Genomic DNA, 18,696 nt, shown 5'->3' on the forward strand with positions numbered 1-18,696 from the left:
CGAAAGGGAGATCAACTATGGTATCGGAATCGCCTCTGTTGCAGGTAAACGATATTTCATTGGCTTTTGGTGGGGTGAAAGCTTTGACTGACGTGAGCTTCCATGTGAATGAAAAGGAAATCTTTTCAATCATTGGTCCAAACGGTGCAGGTAAAACCTCAATGCTCAATTGCATCTCTGGTCGATACACACCAAACAAAGGCTCTGTAATCTTCGCTGGAGATGATGTAACTAAACGGACACCTAGTCAACGAGCTGAGCTAGGGTTGGGAAGAACCTTCCAAAACTTAGCGCTCTTTTCTCATATGTCGGTACTGGACAACATCATGGTTGGCCGACACCACCTACTGAAAAATAACTTCGTCACGGGGCCACTCTATTGGTTCTCCAATGCGCAGAAAGAGGAGATGGCGCACCGCAAATATGTGGAAGACGTGATCGATTTTCTAGAAATCCAGCACATCCGAAAAGCGACTGCAGGCACGCTATCTTACGGCTTACGTAAGCGTGTAGAGCTTGCTCGTGCCATTGCCTTAAAACCTAAGTTATTGCTGCTTGATGAACCAATGGCAGGAATGAACTTGGAAGAAAAGGAAGACATGGCACGTTACATCATGGATCTGAATGAAGAATTAGATATCACGATCATCATGATTGAGCACGACATGGGCGTGGTCATGGACATCTCTAATCGCGTTTTGGTTTTGGACTTCGGGAAACACATTGCTACAGGTGAGCCTGAAGAAGTGATGGCCAACCCACATGTGAAACAAGCGTACTTAGGCGAAGAGCTACCGACATTAGAGGAGAGTGCATAATGGCACAGCAACATAATGATTGGGCAGATATAACCCGCTTAGATACCTTTCCAAAAGTGTTGCAACACAATGCCAAGAACTGGCCTGAACAAGTCGCAATGCGTGAAAAGGAGTTTGGTATTTGGCGAGAGTTCACTTGGAAAGATTATGAAAACCGCGTCAAGTGGATGGCACTGGCACTACAAGATTTAGGTATTGGCGAACAAGATGTCGTTGGTTTGCTAGGTGATAACCGCCCGGAATGGGTATGGGGCGAGTTGGCCGCACATGCGATCAAAGGTTTCTCGCTGGGCATCTATCAAGATTCCATGCACGAAGAAGTGGCGTACCTCATCAACTATGCCAAAGCAAAAGTCGTGATTGCCGAAGATGAAGAGCAATGCGACAAGCTGCTTGAGCTTGGTGATGAAATTCCTAGCGTTGAATACATTATTTACTGCGATCCTCGTGGAATGCGTAAATACGATGATCCAAGATTGATTGATGTTGAACAGGTCTACAAAAAAGGTCAGCTGATTGATAAAGCGGACCCAGACAAATATCTCAATATGGTTGTTGAAACCAAAGGCAGCGATCTTTCAATTCTTTGTACAACGTCGGGTACGACTTCTAAACCAAAATTGGCTCAGCTACACAGTGGCACGTTCTTGGATCACTGTGCGGCTTACTTGCGTGCAGACCCTCGTTCCCCAGGCGACAACTACGTTTCTGTTCTGCCTTTGCCTTGGATTATGGAGCAGGTTTACGTGGTTGGTCAGGCGTTGATTTCTCGTCAAATCGTTAACTTTGTGGAAGAACAAGAAACCATGATGTCCGACTTGCGTGAAATCGGTCCAAACTTTGTGCTGTTAGCGCCACGTGTGTGGGAAAACATTGTGGCAGACGTGTCTGCACGAATGATGGATTCGACACCGTTTAAGCAAAAGATGTACAAACTGGGCATGAGCTTAGCCAACAAAGCGTTAGAGCAGGGCAAACGTTCTAAACTCGCCGAATGGATTCTTTTGCGTGCTTTGCGAGACCGTTTAGGCTTTTCGAACCTAACATCTGCTGCAACGGGCGGGGCGGCGATGGGGCCTGACACTTTCCGTTACCTACAAGCTATTGGTGTGCCACTTAAGCAGCTTTATGGTCAAACCGAAATGTGTGGTGCGTACACCGTCCACCAAGCCGATGACGTGGACTATGATTCGGTCGGCGTTGCGTTTGATAATGCAGAAGTGAAAGTCATCAACCCAGACAGCAATGGCGTTGGTGAAATCATCGCGAAAAGTACAGGCATGTTTACTGGCTACTTAAACAACCAAGCAGCATATGATGAAGATGTTCAAGATGGTTGGATGCACACAGGCGATGCGGGTTATTTTAAAGATTCCGGTCACTTGGTGGTGATTGATCGTCTGAAAGATATGTCGGAAACCAGCCACGGCGACCGCTACTCTCCGCAGTTCATTGAAAACAAACTCAAGTTCTCGCCGTTTATTGCAGAAGCCGTGGTGGTAGGTAAAGGTCGACCTTGGCTGTCTGCCATCATCTGTATTCGCTATGCGATCGTCGCGAAGTGGGCAGAGCAACGCGGCTTGGCATTTACCAACTACACCAACTTATCTGCTCAACCAGAAGTGTACCAAGCGATTCGTGAAGAAGTTCAAAAAGTGAACGAATCCCTACCGGATGCACAGAAGATCAGCAAATTCATTCTACTTTACAAAGAGCTGGATGCCGACGATGGAGAGCTAACTCGCACACGTAAAGTACGCCGTGGTGTGGTTGCAGAGAAATACGGAGACATCATCGAAACCATCTACAGCGACGATCCAAAAGTCGATGTCGATACAGTGATCACTTATCAAGATGGCACCAAAACACGCATTCAAACGTCGCTAGTTATTGAAACGCTTATTGAGCATGAGCCAACACTAGTGGATAGCGAACAACGGAGGATCGCATAGTGAATACGGATTTATTACTGCAACTCGTCATTAATGGCGTGATCGTTGGCATGTTGTATGGCGTTGTCGCCATGTGCTTTGTATTGATCTACAAATCGACCCAGGTGGTCAACTTTGCTCAGGGGGAGTTCTTGTTGATTGGCGCATGGGTATGTTGGGCGGCATTGGTACACCTACAGTTACCGTTTTTTATCGGCTTTTTACTCACGCTCGCGTTCATGATGATTTTTGGTATCGCCGTGCAAACCATTGTGCTCAGACCGTTGATTGGTGAACCGATTATCTCTGTGATCATGGTGACTATCGGTCTATCGATGTTTTTCCAAGCGCTGATGAAGTGGATATTCGGTGTCTCTGCTGTGTCGTACCCGCAAGTGTTCGAAACCAACGTGGTAAATATCGGAGGTTTGAATGTTGAGTTTGCTTACATTCTGAGCTTGATCTTCTCAATGCTCATCATGGGCGCGTTCTACTGGTTCTTCAAATTCAGCAAAATGGGTCTGGCAATGCGCGCAACGGCATTCAACCAGCAAGTAGCCCAGAGTCTTGGCATTTCCATCAAGAAAGTGTTCGCCATCAGTTGGGCCATTTCGGCAATGGTATCTGCAACAGCAGGGATTGTTATCGGTATCGTTAACGGCGTATCTGACGCGCTATCCATTATTGGTATCAAAGTTTTCCCAGCCGTTATTTTAGGTGGCTTAGATTCGGTAGTCGGCGCAATTGTCGGTGGTATTACCATCGGGGTGCTAGAAAACTTGGCTGAGTTTTTTGATAGCCAATACCTGCAAGTGGGTAACTTATACAACATCGCACCATTCTATGTGCTGTTAATCATTCTTGCCTTCAAGCCATATGGCCTGTTTGGTACCAAAGATATTGAGCGTATTTAAGGAGAAATAACATGGCTCAACTTAGCATGCGCCCATGTGGGGATTTTCGAACCACATATAAAAGCGATACGCCAATTTTTGAAACCAAAACCATCAGAAGCCTTGCGATTGCAGGTGTCATCGCCATGCTGGCAGCACCGCTGGTCTTGGATATTTACTTCCTAAACCTGTTTATTCAGATTGCATACCTCGGTATCGCGGCATTGGGCTTAAACATTCTGGTTGGTTTTACCGGACAAATCTCGCTAGGTCACGGTGCGTTCTTTGGCTTTGGCGCCTTTGCATCGGCTTGGCTAAATAACCAGTTTAACATTCCAGTCGTGTTTGCGATTCCGCTTGCGGGTTACTTAACCATGATTGTGGGGATGCTGTTTGGTCTGCCAGCGGCTCGAATTAAAGGTTTATATCTAGCTATCGCAACGTTGGCGGCGCAGTTTATTCTAGAGGACTTCTTTGCTCGCGCAGATTGGTTCAGTGGCGGCTCATACGGTGCAAGCGCGAACCCAATTAATTTGTTTGGCTTTGAGTTTACGACCGACGAAAGCTTCTTCTACATCGCTCTGTTTGCGCTGATCTTCATGTATATGTGGGCATCAAACTTAATCCGTTCTCGTGACGGTCGCGCGTTTGTCTCAGTACGAGATCACTATCTGTCAGCAGAGATCATGGGCATCAACCTAACCAAGTATCGTCTGCTCTCATTTGGAGTGTGTGCATTCTATGCAGGCATCGGGGGCGCACTCTACGGACATTATCTAGGGTTTGTATCAGCAGAAGGCTTCACCATCATGATGTCTATCCAGTTTTTGGCCATGATCATCATTGGTGGCTTAGGCTCAGTCAAAGGTACGCTGATGGGGACGATATTTATCGTACTGCTGCCTGAAGTTTTAGAGTTTGGCGTAACGGGGCTTTCAGCGTTTGGTGATACCACCGCTTTCACTGATGGTCTGGCTTACTTCAAAGAGATGGCGATTGGTTTAGTCATCATGCTGTTCCTCATTTTCGAACCTCAAGGATTATCGCATCGCTGGCAACAGATTCGAGCATATTGGAAACACTATCCGTTCTCATATTAACGTGGAATTAAGTGGAATATACCTCAATAACAAGGACAACGAGTTATGAACAAAGGACATTTAGCGACAACGTTGGTGCTATCTTCGGCACTGTTTACTACCGCCACTTGGGCAAAAGACTCTGTATTTGTCGGGCAATTAGTCGACTTTTCTGGACCAACAGCCTATGTGAGCAAGCCCTATGGTTCTGGCGTACGAGACGCATTGCGTTGGATTAACCAAAACGGTGGCATTAACGGTACCGAGCTCGAATTTGAAACAGTAGACATGGCGTATAAAGTGCCAGTAGCGATTTCCAACTACAAACGTTGGGTGGCGCGTAAAGACATGGTTGCGCTACAAGGTTGGGGCACGGCAGATACCGAAGCACTTATTTCGTTTGTTACCAAAGACAAAGTGCCGGTGTTCTCTGCTTCTTACTCTGGTCACTTAACTGACCCAACTGGCAAAAACCCAAAAACCGCGAAACCAGCGCCTTATAATTTCTTTTATGGTGCGTCGTACTCAGATGCGTGCCGTGCGCTAGTTAAGTGGGCGAAAGAAGATTGGGAATCTAAGGGCAATCAAGGTGCGCCGAAATTTACGCACATTGGCGATAACCATCCATTCCCGAATGCGCCAAAAGAAGCGTGTGCAGAGTACGCCAAAGAACTTGGTTTTGATGTGCAAAACCCAGTCGTTGTGTCACTAAAACCAGGGGACTTCAAAGCGCAATGTTTGTCGCTGAAAGAGTCAGGCACCAACTACGGTTACATTGCTAATATCGGTAGCTCGGTTATCTCACTAGTGAAGTCTTGTAACACGGTTGGGACAGAGTTCCAGTACATGGCAAACATTTGGGGCGGCGATAAGCCAGTGCTTGAAGCAGCAGGCGATGGCCTTAAAGATTACGTTTTCCCAGGTATGACAGCGTTTTGGGGAGATGATAATGAAGGCATGAAACTGGTCCGTGAGATTTCTAAGCAGTCTGAATCAGAGCCGGGCGAATTCAGAACTCACCATTACATTCGCGGTATTTGTTCTGCGTTCTATATGAAAGAAGCAATGGAGTGGGCGAAAGACAACGGTGGTATCACAGGTGAAAACATCAAGAAGGGCATGTATGTCCATGACAACTGGGTACCACAAGGCTTAGAAGGTGTTTGTGTCCCTGCGAACTGGAAACCGGAAGATCACCGAGGCACAACAACCGTGAACGTCTTTATGGGCAACAACGATGGCGGCGCAGTTGATATTAAGAAAGTATCTCAGGTGACATTGTCACGTCGTGACGATTGGCTAGGTTACTAATCTACGACTTATTAATAACAAAGCTTACTGAAAATAAGGATGGGTGAGAGAACACTCTCACCCTAGCAAGGAGTAGCTTGATGGCTGAATTAGCAACGAATATCGAACCGGCAGAAATACTGCTTTCAGTGAACAACATTGAAGTCGTCTACGACGAAGTAATACTAGTACTTCGCGGTGTGAGTTTAGAAGTTCCAAAAGGGCAGATTGTGACCTTACTGGGCGCCAACGGTGCGGGTAAATCCACAACGTTGAAAGCCATTTCTGGTTTATTGAAAACCGAAGATGGTGAAGTGACGCGCGGCGAAATCAACTTCATGGGCGAGCGTATAGACAACAAAAGCCCGGAAGAGATCGTCCGTTCGGGCATCTTCCAAGTTATGGAAGGGCGCCGAATTGTTGAAGATATGACGGTAATAGAAAATCTTCGCTTAGGCGCTTATACACGCTCTGACAACGAAGTTGAACAAGACATCGAAATGGTGTTTGACTATTTCCCGCGACTCAAAGAGCGCACTGGCCTGGCGGGCTATTTGTCTGGCGGTGAGCAACAAATGTTAGCGATTGGCCGAGCGTTAATGGCTCGACCGAAGATGATTTTGTTGGACGAACCGTCTATGGGGCTTTCTCCACTGCTAGTTAAAGAAGTATTCAGCATTATTAACAAGATCAACAAAGAGCAAGGTATTACCATGCTTTTGGTTGAACAGAATGCCAACTTCGCTCTTCAAGCGGCCGATTACGGTTACATCATGGAATCAGGCAAAATCGTACTAGATGGCAGCAAGCACGAATTGCTAAACAATGAAGACGTAAAAGAATTCTACCTTGGCGGCGGCGATGAAGATCGCAAGAGCTTTAAGAATCTGAAATCTTACAAACGTCGTAAGCGTTGGTTGTAAGGAGCAAGGATGAACGAACTATTTGATGCGAAAGAATCGTTGTCTCTACAGGCGCGAGAAGAGTCGCTGTTTCAACGTTTGCCAGCACTGATTGAGAATTCGAAAGCCAATAGCGAACATTACGCAGCGCATTTTTCTGAGTTAGATCCTACATTGGCAAACAATCGTGAAGGGCTTGCTCAGTTCCCGATTACACGTAAGTTCAATGTACCTAATCAGCAGCAACTTAAACCGCCGTTTGGTGGCTTAAATAGCGTTGCCATTGGTCAAATGGCGCGTGTTTTTCAGTCTCCTGGGCCTTTATATGAGGCTCAAACGGATGAGGCCGATTTCTGGCGTATGGGGCGTGCGTTTCACGCAGCAGGGTTCTGTGCGGGTGATTTAGTGCATAACACGCTCTCTTACCATTTCTCTCCTGGCGGATTTATTATGGATGGTGGCGCAAGGGCTTGTGGCTGTGCGGTATTTCCGGCTGGAGTAGGCAATACCGAAGCGCAAATAGAGGCAATTAAACAGCTTCAACCTAATGGTTACACTGGCACACCTTCGTATTTGCTGACGTTGCTACAAAAGTACCAAGAGAAATACGATGAGCTGCCTAGCTTTGAGAAAGCTCTGGTCTCTGGTGAAGCGGTTACAGCAGACATGCAACAGATGTTTGAGGACAAAGGCATTGCAGTCTTTCAAGCCTACGCAAGCGCAGAACTTGGTTTGATTGCTTATCAAGTGTCTGGTGAACAAGGATTAGTGATTGCCGAAGATATTATTGTTGAAATCGTTGATCCTGATGGTGTTCCTGTACAACCGGGAGAAGTCGGTGAAGTCGTTGTAACGTCGCTCGATGAGAAGTTCCCGCTGATTCGCTACGCAACGGGAGATTTATCGGCATACCTAGAAACGGGCTCGGATTCGCTACGCACGAATGCACGAATTAAGGGCTGGATGGGACGAGCAGACTCCGCGGTGAAAGTAAAAGGGCTGTTTGTTTATCCGCATCAAATCCAAGAAGTCTGTCGTCGCCACGATATTAAAGGCTCCTTGAAAATTGAGCGCGATGGCTTCAACGATGCCATTACTTTCTGTTGTCATGATGTGCATGTATCAGCAGAGGACATTCAAGCAACACTCCAGTCTGTCACTAAACTGAAAGGCAATGTCCAGTTTGTACCGAACCAAGCGGAGCAGCCGTTAATCAATGATCTTCGCAGTTAACTCATTGGTGGCATAAGTGCAGTAGAAAGTGGTTGTCATAAAAAACTAACAACGTCAGACAAAAGGCTAGAAAAGGGATACCACATTGCGCTGCGTATCCCTTGATTTTTTACTACCGCAATCAGGGAGCGGGTAAATGAAACAGGCACCAATGATTAACACACAATTCTGGGATGATTTGTTTATCCGAGGCACTATGCCTTGGGATGCCCAATCGACACCTCAAGAACTCAAGGATTATCTCGACAATTCACTTCATGTAGGCCAGTCAGTGTTTATTCCTGGGTGTGGTGCCGCTTATGAACTGAGAACTTTTATTCAATATGGGCATGACGTGATCGCGATGGATTACAGCCAAGAAGCGGTAAAAATGGCGCAATCAACGTTAGGTAACTACAAAGATAAAGTCGTATTGGGTGATGTATTTAATGCCGATTTTTCTCAATCGTTTGATGTCATTTACGAGCGGGCCTTTCTCGCAGCACTACCGAGAAACATGTGGTCAGAATATTTCTCTATGGTGGATAAATTATTGCCAAGCGGAGGTTTTCTAATTGGTTTTTTCGTCATTGATGATAATTACCTATCACGCTTTCCTCCATTTTGTTTGCGAAGTGGGGAGTTGGAGGGTTATCTAGAACCGGCGTTTAAGCTTGTGGAATCCTCAGTGGTGGCAAACAGTGTTGAGGTTTTTAAAGGCAGAGAACAATGGATGGTGTGGCAGAAACGTTAGTCGTCACTGAGACTTCTTTAGAAAGTATTCGCGGAAACTGTCTGGTTCTTTTTTAATCGCTGAAAAGTAAGTCACAAATGTATGATATTTGGTCGATGCCATGAGCCAGAGAGCGATAATAGGAAAAAGTACAAAACTAACAAAAAAAAGTTTATGTTCATCTTCAAGAAGGAATAGGCCAAGAGCGTAAACAAGGAACTGAAAGTAAATATTGATTAAGTTGATTTCTGCCGCTTTAGGTTTGCCTCTAACAATCATCATGTTTGGGATAACAAGCAGTAGAGTCATGACCCCAGCAAAAGAAAAGTTTAGAGCCAAGAAAGTATCAGTAGTTAAGTGCTCAGACGACTGGTCAATCAATATTGCCAGCAACGTTACTGCCATGCCGCCTCCCATCATAATCAAGGTAATGACTGCCACGCCAACAAGAAAAACCCAAATAGAAAGGTAATGGTTGTCAAAAAACTCTTCTGCCTTCAATCTTTTAAACCTCATCGATACATACTGTGAAATAACAGAGGTTACTTCACTCTATTCCTGTTGAGGGGATACTCACACAGAAAGAATACGTATGTAAAATATCAATAAGCGTTAGTTTTAAAGGCGGGAGTTACCCCCATAATAGGTCGAAAGGTATTTCAGAATGGCTTCGCGATTATCACCCGGCAGTTCATCCATCCCTTGCTCTTCAATCATCCAGTCTAAGGTTTCATCTCATCGTTGGCGGCTTAGTCATTGTTGTGTGACCATGTGTAACGAATGACAGGCTGAGCAGACTGCCGCGACGAGTTCCATATTCTCTCCTGGCGCTAATATCCCATCACCAGCTGATTTGACCTCCATTTCAGATGAAGCAGTATTCCAATCTGGTGGCGTGTAGGGTTTTGGGTTGCTAGCCATGCAATGATTGCGGCTCGCGCACCCGGGTCTTTTACGCCGGGAAAGACCATGTTTGTGCCCGGAGCAAACTCCGGTGGTGACGCCAAAAAAAGCATCCAGTTTTTCTGCGTCCCATTGACCTTGATGCTGTTTGATGGCTTCGCTGTAATTGAAGCCTGTAAAGCCGGCAATATCACGCTCTGCTAAGCCCCAAAGAGGCAGCCCCACAAGCACTTCCTCCATTTTTCAAACTGGTGACAAGCTTTACACACCATCGCTTGCTGTTCGCCTGCGGCTATCAACTCGTCATTGTTTGCTAAGGCTGAGTAACTTAACAGCGCGAGAAAAGTAAACGAGAGCGGGAAAACCCGCTTATTTAAGGATGTTGCTTTCACTGTTATTCCCCCTTCATGTTTAACCCTTAACAATCAGCGCGATTCGGTGGAAGGTGTTGTTGAGGTAACCTTTCGGGTTCCATGTGATAGCAAAAGGTTGGCCCACCTCTTGGTCATCAGTCGCCTTTGCCCCAACTTCGTAGTAGCCCGCTTGGGGGAATGTCACTTTGGCGTTGAACGTCTGCCAAGCGCTGTCATTGGCTGGGGCTGCGAGTTCGGCATCCATCCATGTTGCGCCAAAATCAATCCTTTCTCGCTGCACTACCGAGAGACCAGTGGCCAGATTACTTTGCTATGGTGGATAAATTGCTGACAAGAGACGGTTTGTTAATTGGTTGTTTCGTTATAGATGATGATTACCACTCTCGCTTCCCTCCATTTTGTTTGCGAAGTGGGGAGTTGGAGGGTTATCTAGAACCGACGTTTAAGCTTGTGGAATCCTCAGTGGTGGCAAACAGTGTTGAGGTTTTTAAAGGTAGGAGCGCTGGATGGTGTGGCAGAAAAGTTGCCGTATTTAAACGCTATGGCATCAAATAATGAATACAAAATCAGCGTCACATAATGCATCTTTTAAAGACAATTATTCTTGTGGTAACGATAAGTGTTGTGAATTGGCGAAGTTGTGAGAAGTGTAGATCATGTCCTTTGAAAACATAAGGATATATAATATGGACAAATCATTTTCTCTCATCGATAAGCCTACCTTCTTAGGCTCACTCTTTCTTTTACTCAGCGTCGTTATACCCTTAATTTTATTTCCCGCACAAGGTGCGGATTGGATAGCTTCGGCCAAATTTTTCATGACCGATAAGCTTGGTGTGTTATACCTCGCACTGGGTATCGCAGCAATGTGTTTTATGATTTACACCGTGTTCAGCGATCTTGGCCAAATCAAACTTGGTGAAGCCGACGAGCAACCAGAATTTGGTAACGCCTCATGGGCTGCAATGCTATTTTGTGGAGGTATTGGCGCAAGTATTCTGTATTGGGGGTGTATCGAGTGGGCATACTACTATCAATCACCACCATTTCAGTTGGAAGCAGGCAGTGAAGAAGCCATTCGCTGGGCCGCGACTTATGGTCTGTTTCACTGGGGACCGATTGCTTGGTCAATTTACCTTATTCCTGCTCTGCCTATCGCTTACTTCTTTTATGTACGCAAACAACCTGTTTTGAAAATCTCTAGTGCGTTAATGCCTGTATTAGGAGAAAAGCGTGCAAACGGTGGTATTGGCAAGTTTATTGATGTGTTGTTTATTTTTGGTATGTTGGGTGGCGCGGCGACTACGCTTGGCTTAGCAGCGCCTCTTATCAATGGTGGTCTACATCATATCTTCGGTCTTCCAAACAATACCTTCAGCCAAGTGGCTGTATTACTTCTCTGTACTGCTATTTTTGGTTACTCCGCGTATGCAGGGCTTGAGAAGGGGATCAAATTCCTTAGTAACATTAACTTCTGGGGTGCGATGGGCTTGTTACTCTTTATACTTGCCGTTGGGCCAACCGTGTTCATGTTAGAAACGGGCTTAGATTCAATTGGTCGTATGTTGTCTAACTTCTTTGTTATGGCTACCTGGGCGGAGCCGTTTGGTGGTTATGGTGAGTTTACAGATACACACTTCCCGCAAGACTGGACTATTTTCTACTGGGCATGGTGGTTGGTCTTTGCTCCTTGTATGGGATTGTTTGTTGCGCGTATCTCGCGTGGAAGAACGATCAAACAGATGGTCGTAGGTTCTATATTTTACGGTTCTTTAGGTTGTTTCTTATTCTTCATTGTTTTAGGTAACTATGGTTTATCGTTGCAATTGACGGGTGAGCTTGATGTCATTGCAATCCTCAACGAATCAGGCGCGCCAGCGGCTATTTTTGCAACGTTAGACACATTACCGTTAGGGCCAATCGTTATTGGTGTTTTTACACTATTGTGTATCATTTTTACGGCGACTTCGTTTGACTCTATCTCGTACATTCTTGCGTCTGTGGTTCAAAATGATGTGACGGAAGAACCGATGCGCTGGAACCGTTTGTTCTGGGCGTTTACTTTGTCTTTTCTGCCAACCGTCCTAATGTTCATGGGAGGTTTATCGACATTACAAACCGCTGCGATCGTAGGAGGTTTACCGTTGTTAGTTATCTCGGTGATGTTGATGGTGTCCTTTGTCCGCGCGGCGAGCCTAGATATTAAACATCAAGCAGAATACGAAGAGCCAACCATTAACATTGAAGAACTGCCGGAAATTGACCCTTGGTCAACAGAGGGAATGGCTTTGGCGAAATTTGAGCGCTTTAAAGACTTAGCTCAACAGGCGGCTGAAGAAGAGCGCGAAGCAATGGCGGCCCTGATGAGCATGCGTAAGAGAATTCGCGCATTTGCCTTAGAACACAGCTGTGAATCTGGGGTTTCGGACCATCATTTACCAGAAGATATGCAAACAGAGCTACAGCAACTAACCGAAGCGCTTGAGTTGGCTCAACAGAAGAAACAAGAACTGTCTGCGCAAGCCCAAGAATCTCGAATGGAATTTAATCATGTGTTATTAGGCGGCGCGTCGGCAGGTTTAGCAACGTCGCAGGCTTAAGAATAGACACACAAGAGCCGAGTACAAACTCGGCTCTTTTTTTTGCGTGGATACCTTACAGTTAAAAATTCTGCTCAGTCAGTGTTAATGCTTATACTATTTTAGGTTGACCATCTGATGCGGTGGCACCGCCGTCTACGGGTAGGTTTACGCCATTAATGAAAGATGCGTCATCACTTGCCAAGAAAGTCACGACAGACGCAATTTCTTCAGGTTCGGCTGCTCGGCCAAGCGCAATGCGCTCATTGAATTTATCGCGGATGTCCTGCGGCCAGCCGTTTGTCATGTTGGTTTTTACTAAACTTGGGCATACGGCGTTAATTCTTACCCCATCCGCACCATGGTCCAATGCCATCGCTCGGGTAAGGTTCACCACTGCGCCTTTACTCGCGCAATAGAATGCGGCACCCCAGTCACCACCCAAACCGGAAACGGACGCGGTATTTACCATACAACCTTTCGTTTTTAAGAGTTCAGGCAAAGCAAACTTCGCGCAATAAACAACACCATCAATGTTTACACCAGAGATCTTCTTCCAGTCTTCCACACTACCTTCAATCACGGAACCAGGGACATGTACGCCAGCATTGTTTACTAAAATATCCAGTTTACCGAAACGGGTAACAACATCAGAAATCAGTGCTGCGACTTTTTCTGGGTCAGAAACATCAATAGAATGCGCAGACACACGCTGTTTATCAAAGCCCTCAACGGCGTTTGCCAATTGCTCTTCATTCCAATCGGCAAGAGCGACGTTTGCGCCTTCTTCATACAAACGTTTTGCGATGGCCAAACCAATACCATTGGCAGAACCAGTGACGAGTGCGACTTTATTTTTTAATCCTCTCATGCGATTTCTCCTTCGAAACTTACAAAAACGGGATCTTGATTTTTCTCTGTGCGCGGCAACATCAGTTTGTCGTTGTCGCTGTAATCTACGGGGATAGCCACCACTGCTGGTCCTTCAACGTCCATGGCTTTATTCAATGTCGGTAGCAATTCGTGTTGACTAGTCACTGCGAAGCCTTTCGCGCCAAATGATTCGGCGTACGCCTTGAAATCAATTGGTCCAAATTTCACACCAGAGCAGCGCTGATATTTGTTGATCTCTTGCATTTCTACCATGTTGTAGGCGTTATCAACCCACACAATATGGACGATATTGCAGTTCAGTCTAACCGCGGTTTCTAACTCCATGCTCGATTGCATAAAACCGCCGTCTCCCGATATCGATACCACTTTGCTACCAGGTTTTAGTAGGCTGGCACCAATGGCCCATGGTAGTGCAACGCCCATTGTTTGTTGGCCGTTAGACACCAGCATTTGGCGAGCTCGAAAACAACTTAAGTAACGAGCGATCCAGATGTGGAAGCTCCCCATATCAAGACATAGCGTGGTATCCGGTGTGATGATAGATTGCATGGCTTTAATCAGTGCCAGTGGATGAAATCCTTGCTTGTGATAGACATTGGGATAGGTTTTGATCACTTGCCGTTGCAGTGCTACCTCTTCCAGTACTGAAAGTGCCGTTGGGGAAAGGCGGGCATATTCAGAGATATAGCTGCCCATCTTGTCTAATGACTGCGCAATGTTTCCGACGATTTCAACACAAGGCTGATAATTAAGTTGGTATTCTGCCGGTTCAATATCGAGGTGAATCACTGGGTTGCGGTGGCTGTTCCAAAGCTCAGGGTCATACTCTATTGGGCTAAAGCCGATGGTGAGAATTAAATCGGCGTCCCGCAGTAAAACATCGCCAGGTTGGTTATTAAACAAACCGACACGCCCAGCAAAGTGATGATAGTAATTGATGTCTACCGTGCCGGCGGCCTGGTAAGTGCCGACAACGGGTAGCTGCGTATTTTGAAGAAACCGAGCGATAGCAGCAGCGTTTTGACTGCGGCTCGCGTGAAGGCCAAGTAAAACCACACAGCGCTTTGCTTTACTGATTCGACTGACCGCTTCTTCGATTGCTGCGATGTCTGCGCAACCAGGCTGTGTGTAAGGTGAGGGGACAATAATGTCCGTTTGGGTTTGCTCGGATAAAACATCTTGGGGGAGACTCAAAAAGCAAGCCCCAGGACGACCTGACTCTGCGATACGAAATGCGTTCGCCATGATCTCGCTTGCGGCGTCCACATGCTGCACTTCAGCACTGAACTTAGTTATAGAGCGAAAAATACTGACGGTATCCATGCTCTGGTGTGTTTGTTTTTGCTGGTCAGTTCGTTTCACCGCACCACCGATAGCAATCAGCGGATCGCCTTCGGAGTTTGCTGTTGCAACCCCCGTAACTAGATTTCCACAGCCAGGGCCTGACGTAACCATTGTGACGCCTGCTTTGCCGGTTAGTCTTCCCATAACGCCCGCCATAAACGCGCCGTTAGCCTCGTGGCGTACCGGAATCATTTGGATGTTAGTGTCTTCAATCGCATCGAACAGTCGATCTATTTTTGCACCAGGAATACCGAAAATGTACTTAATGCCAAGAGACTCTAGCTGTTGAGCGATCAACTGAGCTCCATTTTTATTTGAAGGTTTGGATTGCATTTGTTGTCCTTATTATTTGCCTGACTTTGTTACTTTTCCGCCTTTTCTATGGCGGTATTTATATCTTCCGGAGCCAAATTGGCGTTGAGGAAGTCTGTCGATACCGGGGTATCAATCACTAGCCGCGAGACTTTGCCAATCTGGAGGAACCCTGACGAAATGCTGTAATCCTGAATATGACCACCTCCTTGGCGGTCATCGGTAATAAAGTGTTCGTGATAGCCGGGCACATTGATGCCAGTCGTATATTTAGGACTGCGAAAGCCGGCGACCACTCCTTGCTTATGCGTGAAGCGGAACGTTGGTTGTTCTTTGACCACTTCAAGCATTGGCCGATAAGGGCGTGTTTGTTTAGGTACGGTGCGAGTACGAACTGAATCGAAAACGCCATCAATGCGCACTGCGCAAAATAGGTTATCGCTTGGAACCAGGTCGTCTATGAGGCTATGGACTTCATGACGTGACATGCGCGATGTTAGTGGCAGCTCGATATCAGGCTTAAAAAAAGTCATGACAGCAAAGGGCGTTTTTTGCGCCAGGTCTGCCGGGTTTGCGGAGCCATCCGACTTGAGTTGAAAAACTTCCTTATCAAACGCAATCAACTCACCATCCAATTCATTGAACGTACCTAAACCAAAATCCCCATGTTTTAGCAGTTCTTCTATGGTTGTTGAGCCTTCGTAAACACCAGCGATCAAAGCACTCATTAACGAAGTCTGATAAATCTCACCATCTCCGGTAACGTGATGGTATTCAGAAAATTCTTTCGCTACTTCAAGCGAACAAGCACATAGAGGGTTATAAAATCCACGCATGAGTAAGACCAGTTATGCAATGAAGAGTATATTTAGATTGACTTCTACACGGTGCTAAATCCAATATAAAAAAGATTTATTTTGATATGGAAAATATATGGAATTTCGCTACCTGAAGTATTTTGTCGCGGTCGCCGAGACTCGTCACTTTACCCGAGCAGCTGAACAGTTAGGGATTGCGCAACCTCCTTTGAGTCAACAAATCAAAAAGCTAGAGCACGAGCTTGGCGTGGACTTATTTAAGCGCTTGTCTAGAGGAGTAGAACTGACCCATGCAGGGCAAGTCTTTTATACGGATGCGGTAAATATTCTTGCTGATGTGGAACGCGCAAAAGCAAAAGCCCGACAGATTGCCCGTGGTGAAAATACGCAGGTTAAAATTGGGTTCGCGACGTCAACATCAACCTGCATTAAGGTATTGGAGAGGATTGGGCGTATTCAAGAGAATGGGGTTCATTTACAGACGGCGGAACTATCAATGCCAGAGCTTGCCACTCAGTTAAAAAGCAAACAACTTGATCTCGCAATCATGCGGCTACCCTGTTACGCCAGTGAGCCTTTTGAGCACAAGGTGTTGTTTAACGACCCGTTTGTCGCGGTGATTCCGGCGGGCCACGAACTGGCAAAATATCCCTGTATCCAGATGAAACAGTTGAGAGGCCATAAAATTGTACTGTTTCCACGAGAGACTGGACCTGCATTGTTTGATGGTATGAGCACACTTTTTGCCGACGCAGGAGTAAGGCTCGAACCACAATTCGCAGCACCGCAACTTCGTACGACGATCGCCATGGCGCAGGCTGGGTTAGGCATTGCTATCGTTCCGCGTTCACTGGCTGAACATCTCGATGACTCTGCGACAGTCGCCGAGATTGATGATATCCCCCTAACCAGTCGTGTTGTCGTTGCTTGGGAGGCGTCTAATCTCAATAAACAAGCGTTGAAAGTAGCCATGAACATCGGTCATGTTGAGGCTTAAAGATGAGTCATCGAACTGGCTCTGATAGCCACAGACAAATGTGATACTCTCACTCGTTATATGCAAAGCTATGCTTTGGTTGAATAGACAAATCTTACTCAACGAATAGAACTTACTGAGGATGTACTAATGATATACGCTGCGGTCTTTGATATGGACGGGTTGCTGATTGATTCAGAACCTTTGTGGAAGGAAGCGGAAAAGCAGGTGTTTTCATCAGTTGGTGTCCAAGTGACCGAAGTGCTGTCAAAGCAGACTGCAACTATGACGACAGGTGAAGTAACAAGGTTTTGGTATGAACGTAATCCTTGGCAAGAAAAGAGCCTAGAGGAAGTAGAGAATGCTGTTGTGGATAAAGTGGAGGCATTAATAATTGAAAAAGGATGCGAATTAGAGGGTGTTACAGAAACACTCAAATTGCTTAAGGAAAAAGGGTTTAAGATAGGGTTGTCTACTAATTCACCTTATCAACTCATTCCCATCATTTTGAACAAACTCGGTATTGCCAGTTACTTTGACGCGATATCATCGTCAGACGATGTAGAGCAGGGTAAGCCAGAGCCAGATGTCTACCTTTTAACAATCAATAAACTAGGTGTAGATTCAAGTAACTGTATTGCCTTTGAAGACTCTTATTCGGGTATGCTTGCGGCAACACGAGCAAACATAAAAACAGTCGTGATACCTCAACCTGATAAGTTCTACCAAGAGTTCAATGAAGCCAGACTAAAGCTGCAAAAGCTATCAGAGTTTAATGAAAGCCATTTGGCGAGTTTAATGGACTTGAATTTGAAAGCAACAATTGCACCAACACCGCATGAAAGTTTTTTAGAAGAAGGACTTGATTGTGAATAGTCGGTCACTGAAAAAATACCTACTGCCAATGTTCTTATTGGTTTTACCTATAGAATCATTCGCAAAAGATACGACTATGTTGGACGAGCTCAATAATCGATTTGTTACATTTGAAAGGCGATTTGATGATTGTATCAACTCTTCTTCTCAAAATGATGTGAGTGAAAACATTGTCGATAAGATTCAAGCGCTTAATATTGATTTTGAAATTTCTGTTGGCTATTTATACAAACAATCACTTTATTTATGCTCTGATAATGAATTCAGTGAGTTAGCAAGGATTATCATGATAATTGAAACCTCCGATAATGATGGATTGCAATTATCAAAGGAAAAAGCTAGTCAAATTAGAAAGCTACTTTTTAGCAAAGTGGATTTACGTTTAGAGTCGAAGTTTCAAAGTTTACCGCAAGATAAAAAGGAAGCATTACTGAACCTTGCGAAAAAGCTTGAACCTTTTGATCTCGTAAGCATGCATGAACGACTTCAGGCAATGTAGACTTATGAAAGAGTGTTTTGAGTAGATTCTTAACGCTTGGCTTTTTCATTAAGATTGAGTATTAGGTTCAACGCCTCTAGCTCTTACACAAGATCTAGAGGCATCCATTTTTTATTGACTTAAAAGTGCCGAGCTAAGATTTTAACCCTGCAGCGGTCATCATGACGCGAAACAGCATTGATACGAACCCCAGAGCGAGCACACTGGCCGCCCAGATCCCAACCATCCAAGCCCATTGGCGACACCAATTTTTGATTTTCATA

Annotated in this window: 18 protein-coding genes and 2 pseudogenes; 13 read left to right on the top strand and 7 right to left on the bottom strand. The window is 45.6% G+C overall.

Annotated features, from left to right (window positions below):
• Nucleotides 1-17 precede the first annotated feature (17 nt).
• From R7O13_RS02200 to R7O13_RS02235, 8 genes are all read left to right on the top strand, one after another.
• Complete coding sequence (locus R7O13_RS02200) at nt 18-818, top strand: ABC transporter ATP-binding protein (protein WP_005373297.1); 801 nt, start codon at nt 18-20, stop codon at nt 816-818.
• Nucleotides 818-2,770 carry a long-chain fatty acid--CoA ligase gene (locus R7O13_RS02205; RefSeq protein WP_005382741.1) on the top strand — a complete coding sequence of 651 codons (1,953 nt, stop codon included), beginning with the start codon at nt 818-820 and terminating at the stop codon, nt 2,768-2,770. Before R7O13_RS02200 ends, R7O13_RS02205 begins: the two co-directional genes overlap by 1 nt.
• Nucleotides 2,770-3,663: a branched-chain amino acid ABC transporter permease gene (locus R7O13_RS02210; RefSeq protein WP_005373295.1), complete on the top strand. Its 894-nt coding sequence runs from the start codon at nt 2,770-2,772 to the stop codon at nt 3,661-3,663. The genes R7O13_RS02205 and R7O13_RS02210 overlap by 1 nt, the downstream gene beginning before the upstream one ends.
• Before the next feature lie 11 nt (nt 3,664-3,674).
• On the top strand, nt 3,675-4,742 hold the full coding sequence (locus R7O13_RS02215) for a branched-chain amino acid ABC transporter permease (RefSeq protein WP_005382737.1): 1,068 nt from the start codon (nt 3,675-3,677) through the stop codon (nt 4,740-4,742).
• A 45-nt stretch (nt 4,743-4,787) separates the two neighbouring features.
• On the top strand, nt 4,788-6,032 hold the full coding sequence (locus R7O13_RS02220; RefSeq protein ID WP_005373285.1) for an ABC transporter substrate-binding protein: 1,245 nt from the start codon (nt 4,788-4,790) through the stop codon (nt 6,030-6,032).
• A gap of 80 nt (nt 6,033-6,112) precedes the next feature.
• Nucleotides 6,113-6,934 carry an ABC transporter ATP-binding protein gene (locus tag R7O13_RS02225; protein ID WP_017633695.1) on the top strand — a complete coding sequence of 274 codons (822 nt, stop codon included), beginning with the start codon at nt 6,113-6,115 and terminating at the stop codon, nt 6,932-6,934.
• Nucleotides 6,935-6,943: 9 nt separating this feature from the next.
• A complete protein-coding gene (locus R7O13_RS02230) occupies nt 6,944-8,146 on the top strand; it encodes a phenylacetate--CoA ligase family protein (RefSeq protein WP_318108128.1) in 1,203 nt (400 codons plus the stop codon).
• 136 nt (nt 8,147-8,282) lie between these two features.
• Nucleotides 8,283-8,879: a methyltransferase domain-containing protein gene (locus R7O13_RS02235; protein ID WP_318302866.1), complete on the top strand. Its 597-nt coding sequence runs from the start codon at nt 8,283-8,285 to the stop codon at nt 8,877-8,879.
• Between the two features lie 3 nt (nt 8,880-8,882).
• On the opposite strand, the gene R7O13_RS02240 is transcribed toward R7O13_RS02235, so the two are convergent.
• From R7O13_RS02240 to R7O13_RS02250, 3 genes and pseudogenes are all read right to left on the bottom strand, one after another.
• Entirely contained in the window at nt 8,883-9,359 is a 477-nt protein-coding gene (locus R7O13_RS02240) for a hypothetical protein (protein ID WP_151515674.1), read from the bottom strand.
• Between the two features lie 117 nt (nt 9,360-9,476).
• Nucleotides 9,477-10,096 (bottom strand): annotated as a pseudogene (locus R7O13_RS02245) (c-type cytochrome).
• A gap of 76 nt (nt 10,097-10,172) precedes the next feature.
• Nucleotides 10,173-10,397: pseudogene (locus R7O13_RS02250) on the bottom strand (molybdopterin containing oxidoreductase); the annotation flags it as partial.
• On the opposite strand from R7O13_RS02250, the gene R7O13_RS02255 reads away from it, so the two are divergent.
• Nucleotides 10,382-10,690 carry a TPMT family class I SAM-dependent methyltransferase gene (locus R7O13_RS02255; RefSeq protein WP_226083206.1) on the top strand — a complete coding sequence of 103 codons (309 nt, stop codon included), beginning with the start codon at nt 10,382-10,384 and terminating at the stop codon, nt 10,688-10,690. The pseudogene R7O13_RS02250 and the gene R7O13_RS02255 sit on opposite strands and share 16 nt — an antisense overlap.
• Before the next feature lie 131 nt (nt 10,691-10,821).
• Nucleotides 10,822-12,735 carry a BCCT family transporter gene (locus R7O13_RS02260; RefSeq protein WP_256902748.1) on the top strand — a complete coding sequence of 638 codons (1,914 nt, stop codon included), beginning with the start codon at nt 10,822-10,824 and terminating at the stop codon, nt 12,733-12,735.
• A gap of 91 nt (nt 12,736-12,826) precedes the next feature.
• Here the strand turns inward: R7O13_RS02260 and R7O13_RS02265 are convergent, their stop codons facing one another.
• The 3 genes from R7O13_RS02265 to budA are packed head-to-tail and all read right to left on the bottom strand — an operon-like array spanning nt 12,827 to nt 16,100.
• Nucleotides 12,827-13,585, bottom strand: coding sequence for an SDR family NAD(P)-dependent oxidoreductase (locus R7O13_RS02265; RefSeq protein ID WP_017820351.1), 759 nt, complete (start codon nt 13,583-13,585; stop codon nt 12,827-12,829).
• Entirely contained in the window at nt 13,582-15,285 is a 1,704-nt protein-coding gene (alsS, locus tag R7O13_RS02270; RefSeq protein ID WP_158173444.1) for an acetolactate synthase AlsS, read from the bottom strand. The genes R7O13_RS02265 and alsS overlap by 4 nt, the downstream gene beginning before the upstream one ends.
• Before the next feature lie 29 nt (nt 15,286-15,314).
• Complete coding sequence (budA, locus tag R7O13_RS02275) at nt 15,315-16,100, bottom strand: acetolactate decarboxylase (protein WP_053304714.1); 786 nt, start codon at nt 16,098-16,100, stop codon at nt 15,315-15,317.
• Nucleotides 16,101-16,197: 97 nt separating this feature from the next.
• Between budA and R7O13_RS02280 the strand changes: the two genes are divergently transcribed.
• The 3 genes from R7O13_RS02280 (at nt 16,198) to R7O13_RS02290 (ending at nt 18,433) form a co-directional block, all read left to right on the top strand.
• Nucleotides 16,198-17,079 (top strand): LysR family transcriptional regulator, encoded by an 882-nt coding sequence (locus R7O13_RS02280; RefSeq protein ID WP_205391209.1) that lies wholly within the window; start codon nt 16,198-16,200, stop codon nt 17,077-17,079.
• Between the two features lie 129 nt (nt 17,080-17,208).
• Complete coding sequence (gene hxpB, locus R7O13_RS02285; protein ID WP_318302870.1) at nt 17,209-17,934, top strand: hexitol phosphatase HxpB; 726 nt, start codon at nt 17,209-17,211, stop codon at nt 17,932-17,934.
• A complete protein-coding gene (locus R7O13_RS02290) occupies nt 17,927-18,433 on the top strand; it encodes a hypothetical protein (protein WP_313897236.1) in 507 nt (168 codons plus the stop codon). The genes hxpB and R7O13_RS02290 overlap by 8 nt, the downstream gene beginning before the upstream one ends.
• A 133-nt stretch (nt 18,434-18,566) precedes the next feature.
• Here R7O13_RS02290 and R7O13_RS02295 read toward each other — a convergent pair whose 3' ends face one another.
• Nucleotides 18,567-18,695: a DUF2474 domain-containing protein gene (locus tag R7O13_RS02295; protein WP_015313385.1), complete on the bottom strand. Its 129-nt coding sequence runs from the start codon at nt 18,693-18,695 to the stop codon at nt 18,567-18,569.
• Nucleotide 18,696: the final 1 nt, after the last annotated feature.

It is taken from the genome of Vibrio sp. Y176 (assembly GCF_033438945.1).

What these genes read in the sequence shown, in the direction of transcription:
- hxpB (WP_318302870.1), top strand. Translation starts at nt 17,209, where the DNA reads ATGATATACGCTGCGGTCTTTGATATGGACGGGTTGCTGATTGATTCA.
- R7O13_RS02205 (WP_005382741.1), top strand. Translation starts at nt 818, where the DNA reads ATGGCACAGCAACATAATGATTGGGCAGATATAACCCGCTTAGATACC.
- R7O13_RS02265 (WP_017820351.1), bottom strand. Translation starts at nt 13,585, where the DNA reads ATGAGAGGATTAAAAAATAAAGTCGCACTCGTCACTGGTTCTGCCAAT.
- R7O13_RS02280 (WP_205391209.1), top strand. Translation starts at nt 16,198, where the DNA reads ATGGAATTTCGCTACCTGAAGTATTTTGTCGCGGTCGCCGAGACTCGT.
- alsS (WP_158173444.1), bottom strand. Translation starts at nt 15,285, where the DNA reads ATGCAATCCAAACCTTCAAATAAAAATGGAGCTCAGTTGATCGCTCAA.
- R7O13_RS02235 (WP_318302866.1), top strand. Translation starts at nt 8,283, where the DNA reads ATGAAACAGGCACCAATGATTAACACACAATTCTGGGATGATTTGTTT.
- budA (WP_053304714.1), bottom strand. Translation starts at nt 16,100, where the DNA reads ATGCGTGGATTTTATAACCCTCTATGTGCTTGTTCGCTTGAAGTAGCG.
- R7O13_RS02255 (WP_226083206.1), top strand. Translation starts at nt 10,382, where the DNA reads ATGTTGCGCCAAAATCAATCCTTTCTCGCTGCACTACCGAGAGACCAG.
- R7O13_RS02225 (WP_017633695.1), top strand. Translation starts at nt 6,113, where the DNA reads ATGGCTGAATTAGCAACGAATATCGAACCGGCAGAAATACTGCTTTCA.
- R7O13_RS02220 (WP_005373285.1), top strand. Translation starts at nt 4,788, where the DNA reads ATGAACAAAGGACATTTAGCGACAACGTTGGTGCTATCTTCGGCACTG.
- R7O13_RS02260 (WP_256902748.1), top strand. Translation starts at nt 10,822, where the DNA reads ATGGACAAATCATTTTCTCTCATCGATAAGCCTACCTTCTTAGGCTCA.
- R7O13_RS02230 (WP_318108128.1), top strand. Translation starts at nt 6,944, where the DNA reads ATGAACGAACTATTTGATGCGAAAGAATCGTTGTCTCTACAGGCGCGA.
- R7O13_RS02215 (WP_005382737.1), top strand. Translation starts at nt 3,675, where the DNA reads ATGGCTCAACTTAGCATGCGCCCATGTGGGGATTTTCGAACCACATAT.
- R7O13_RS02295 (WP_015313385.1), bottom strand. Translation starts at nt 18,695, where the DNA reads ATGAAAATCAAAAATTGGTGTCGCCAATGGGCTTGGATGGTTGGGATC.
- R7O13_RS02200 (WP_005373297.1), top strand. Translation starts at nt 18, where the DNA reads ATGGTATCGGAATCGCCTCTGTTGCAGGTAAACGATATTTCATTGGCT.